The sequence below is a fragment of the Mycobacterium sp. genome, from assembly GCF_035506235.1.
Lineage (GTDB): Bacteria > Actinomycetota > Actinomycetes > Mycobacteriales > Mycobacteriaceae > Mycobacterium.
This window is the reverse complement of the sequence record NZ_DATJPU010000281.1, coordinates 1-3,116: the sequence shown is the minus strand read 5'-3', so window position 1 is coordinate 3,116 and position 3,116 is coordinate 1. Positions and strand designations below refer to the sequence as shown.

Sequence of the window (3,116 nt, the reverse complement as noted above, 5' to 3'; positions counted from 1 at the left end):
TCGTTGCCGCGGTCGTGGCGTTCACGGTGCCCAGCCTGCAGACGTGGCGCCCAGTCACCGTCGCCGGGCTGGGGCTGGCCGTGTTAGCGACCGTGCTGTTCCTATGGCAACGTCATGCTGCCCGCAGCGGCTCGCGGGGAGCCCAAACCGGGCTTCGGTAATTGCAGAATTGGTGGACCTGAGGAGACGCAATGGCAGCACCGGTATTGCAAGCAGAGATCGAGATCAGTGCGCCCGCCAACAAGGTATGGGCGTTGATCACCGATTTCGGCCGAATGGGTGAATGGAGCCCGCAGTGCCGAATGATGAAGGTGTCGACCGCCACGGTGATGGGACCGGTTTGAGCAGGGTTTAGCCACGGTCATGGGACCACCCGTTAGCCAGTAATGGGACCACCCGGCGTGTCGTGCCGGGTGGTCGCTCAATTATTGGATCGGATCGCTTCAACGTCGATTGACGTGGAGGAGGTCCAGGGATGTTTCGGGAGGTTTCGGTGGTCGAGGTAGTTGAGGTGCTGCGTTGCTGGCTATCGGGTGCAGGGTATCGGCGGGTGGCCGCCCTGGCTGGGGTGGATCGCAAGACGGTCCGCCGGTATGTGGACGCGGCCGTGGCAGCCGGGCTGGATCGTGAGGGTGGCGTCGAGCAGCTCACCGATGAACTGATCGGTGCGGTAGTGGCTGCGGTGCGACCGGATCGCCCCCAGGGCCATGGTGCGGTGTGGGAAGCGTTGTGCGGCCGCCATAGTCGTATCGAGGGCTGGGTTAAAGAGGGCTTGTCGGTGGTCAAGATGGTCGATCTTTTGGCCCGTGAAGGAGTGCTGGTGCCTCAGCGCACCCTGCACCGGTACTGCCAGCAGCGCACCGAGTATCGGGGCCGGCGCCGTGGCGCGACGGTGCCGGCGGCAGACGGCGAACCTGGGATGGAGTGCCAGATCGACTTCGCCCGGATGGGGATGATCTTCGACTCGGAGGCCGGTCGGCGCCGGGTGGTGCACGCGCTGATTTTCACCGCCGTGTATTCGCGGCACATGTTCGTGTGGTTGACGTTTTCCCAGACCCTGGAGGCGATCGTCGCCGGGTGTGAGGCGGCTTGGCGGTTCTTCGGAGGGGTATTTAAGGTGCTGATCCCCGATAACATGAAACCGATTGTGGCCAAGGCAGATGCGGTCAATCCGCAGTTTACCGTAGGTTGGCTGGAGTACGCGCAGGCCCGCGGCTTTGTCACCGACCCCACCAGGGTCGCGTCGCCCCAGGACAAGCCACGCGTCGAGAGGGCAGTACAATACGTACGCGGAAACTTCTTCGCCGGAGAGGATTTCGTCGATCTGGCCGACGCCCAAGCCCGCGTCCAAGCCTGGTGTGCGCACAATGCCGGGCTGCGCATCCACGGCACCACCTGCGCGCAACCGACGGCGGTGTTTAACGAGCAGGAGGCGCCGGCACTGTTGCCCGCGCCCGACCGACCCTATGCCGTGCCGGTCTATGTCGAGGTCAAAGTCCACCGCGACTACCACGTGCAGATCGACAGGGCTCTTTACTCCATTCCAGAACATCTTCTCGGGCAACAGCTTTCCGCCCGCGCCGACGAGGAACTGGTGAAGCTGTTCTATCGCGGGCAGCTGGTCAAGACCCACCCCCGCCAGCCGGCGGGCGGGCGGTCCACCGACCCGGCCGATCTGCCCGCCGAGAAGACCGCCTACGCCCTGCGCGATGTGGCCCGGCTGGTGGCCGCCGCCGCCGCACACGGCACCAACGTGGGCATCTACGCCGAGCGTCTGCTGGATCACGACCTGCCCTGGACCAAGATGCGCCAAGTGTATCGGCTGCTGTCTTTGGTCAAACGCTGCGGCGCCGGGCCCACCGACACCGCGTGCGGGCGCGCACTGGACCTCGACGTCATCTCGGTGGCCAAGATCGCCGCCATGCTGGAGAAAGCCACCGAGAACACCGCGACACCGCCGCCGCGGGCGGCCAGCGGCCTGGCGCCGGCGCGGTTTGCCCGCGACGCCGCCGAGTACCAGATCAAGCGGCCGGACTGGATGACGGTCATTGACGGCGGCGCGCTACCCGGCAACCAGCAGGAGCAGCTGTGGTGACGAAAACCATTGTCCAAGACCCAATCTCACCAGACCTCAAACGGGTGCTGCGCCAGCTCAAACTCTCACCCATGCTCGACACCCTGCCCGAGCGGCTCATCCTGGCCAACCAACAGCATCTATCCCACGTGGCGTTTCTTGAGCTCGTCCTCGCCGACGAGGCCACCCGGCGCGACACCACCTCGGCGGCCCGGCGCGCCCGCACCGCCGGGCTGGACCCCGCCATGCGCCTGGATACCTGGGACGAGAGTGCCGGCGTGCGCTACGACCGCACCCTATGGAACGAGCTGACCAGCCTGCGGTTCCTCGACGCACCCCACGGGGCTTGTGTCCTGGGGCCGGTCGGGGTAGGCAAAACACATCTGGCCACCGCCCTCGGGCACATCGCCGTGCGCCGCCGGGTTCCCACCATGATGCTGCGCGCTGATGCGATGTTCAAGCGGCTCAAGGCATCCCGACTCGACAACAGCACCGAAGCCGAGATGCGCCGCCTCGCGCAAGTGCGGCTGCTGTTGATCGACGACTTCGCGCTGCAACCCATGGACGCCACCGAAACCGCCGACTTCTACGAACTGGTCGTGGCCCGCCACCACCGAGCCGCCACCGTGCTGACTTCCAACCGCAGCCCAGATGAGTGGCTGGCCATGATGAGCGACCCGCTACTGGCCCAGTCGGCGATCGATCGACTCACCTCCACCGCGCACGAACTGGTCGTCGAAGGCCAGTCTTACCGGCGGCGTCAAAAACCCTCAGTTGACAGCGCGAAAAATCCCGACCACCATGCTCGCTGAGCCCAAACAGGTGGTCCCTAGCTGGTGGCTAACCAGTGGTCCCATCACCGTGGCAAATGACACGCGACGGACTGTCGTGTGGGTCGTGTGGCACGGAACTACGCGGAAACGAACAAGTTCTGTCACACGAGTGCAGCACGCCGGTCACGCTCACCGCCGCATCGGCGGAGTACAAGCAGGTGACGATGCTGTTCTCCGACGTGGTTATTCCTCTAGGAATTACAAGCTGG

General features: G+C 65.1%; 3 protein-coding genes and 1 pseudogene. All 4 read left to right on the top strand.

Annotated elements, in window-relative coordinates; translation table 11 throughout:
- Positions 1–161 (top strand): DUF2530 domain-containing protein (locus VMD50_RS26570; protein ID WP_325432391.1); only part of this gene is annotated, 161 nt, incomplete at its 5' end.
- Positions 162–191: 30 nt separating this feature from the next.
- Positions 192–311, top strand: a pseudogene (locus VMD50_RS26565) (SRPBCC family protein); the annotation flags it as partial.
- A gap of 164 nt (positions 312–475) precedes the next feature.
- A complete protein-coding gene (gene istA / locus VMD50_RS26560; RefSeq protein WP_325432389.1) occupies positions 476–2,095 on the top strand; it encodes an IS21 family transposase in 1,620 nt (539 codons plus the stop codon).
- Positions 2,089–2,886, top strand: a complete 798-nt coding sequence (locus VMD50_RS26555) for an ATP-binding protein (RefSeq protein WP_475448470.1) — start codon at positions 2,089–2,091, stop codon at positions 2,884–2,886. Before istA ends, VMD50_RS26555 begins: the two co-directional genes overlap by 7 nt.
- Positions 2,887–3,116: the final 230 nt, after the last annotated feature.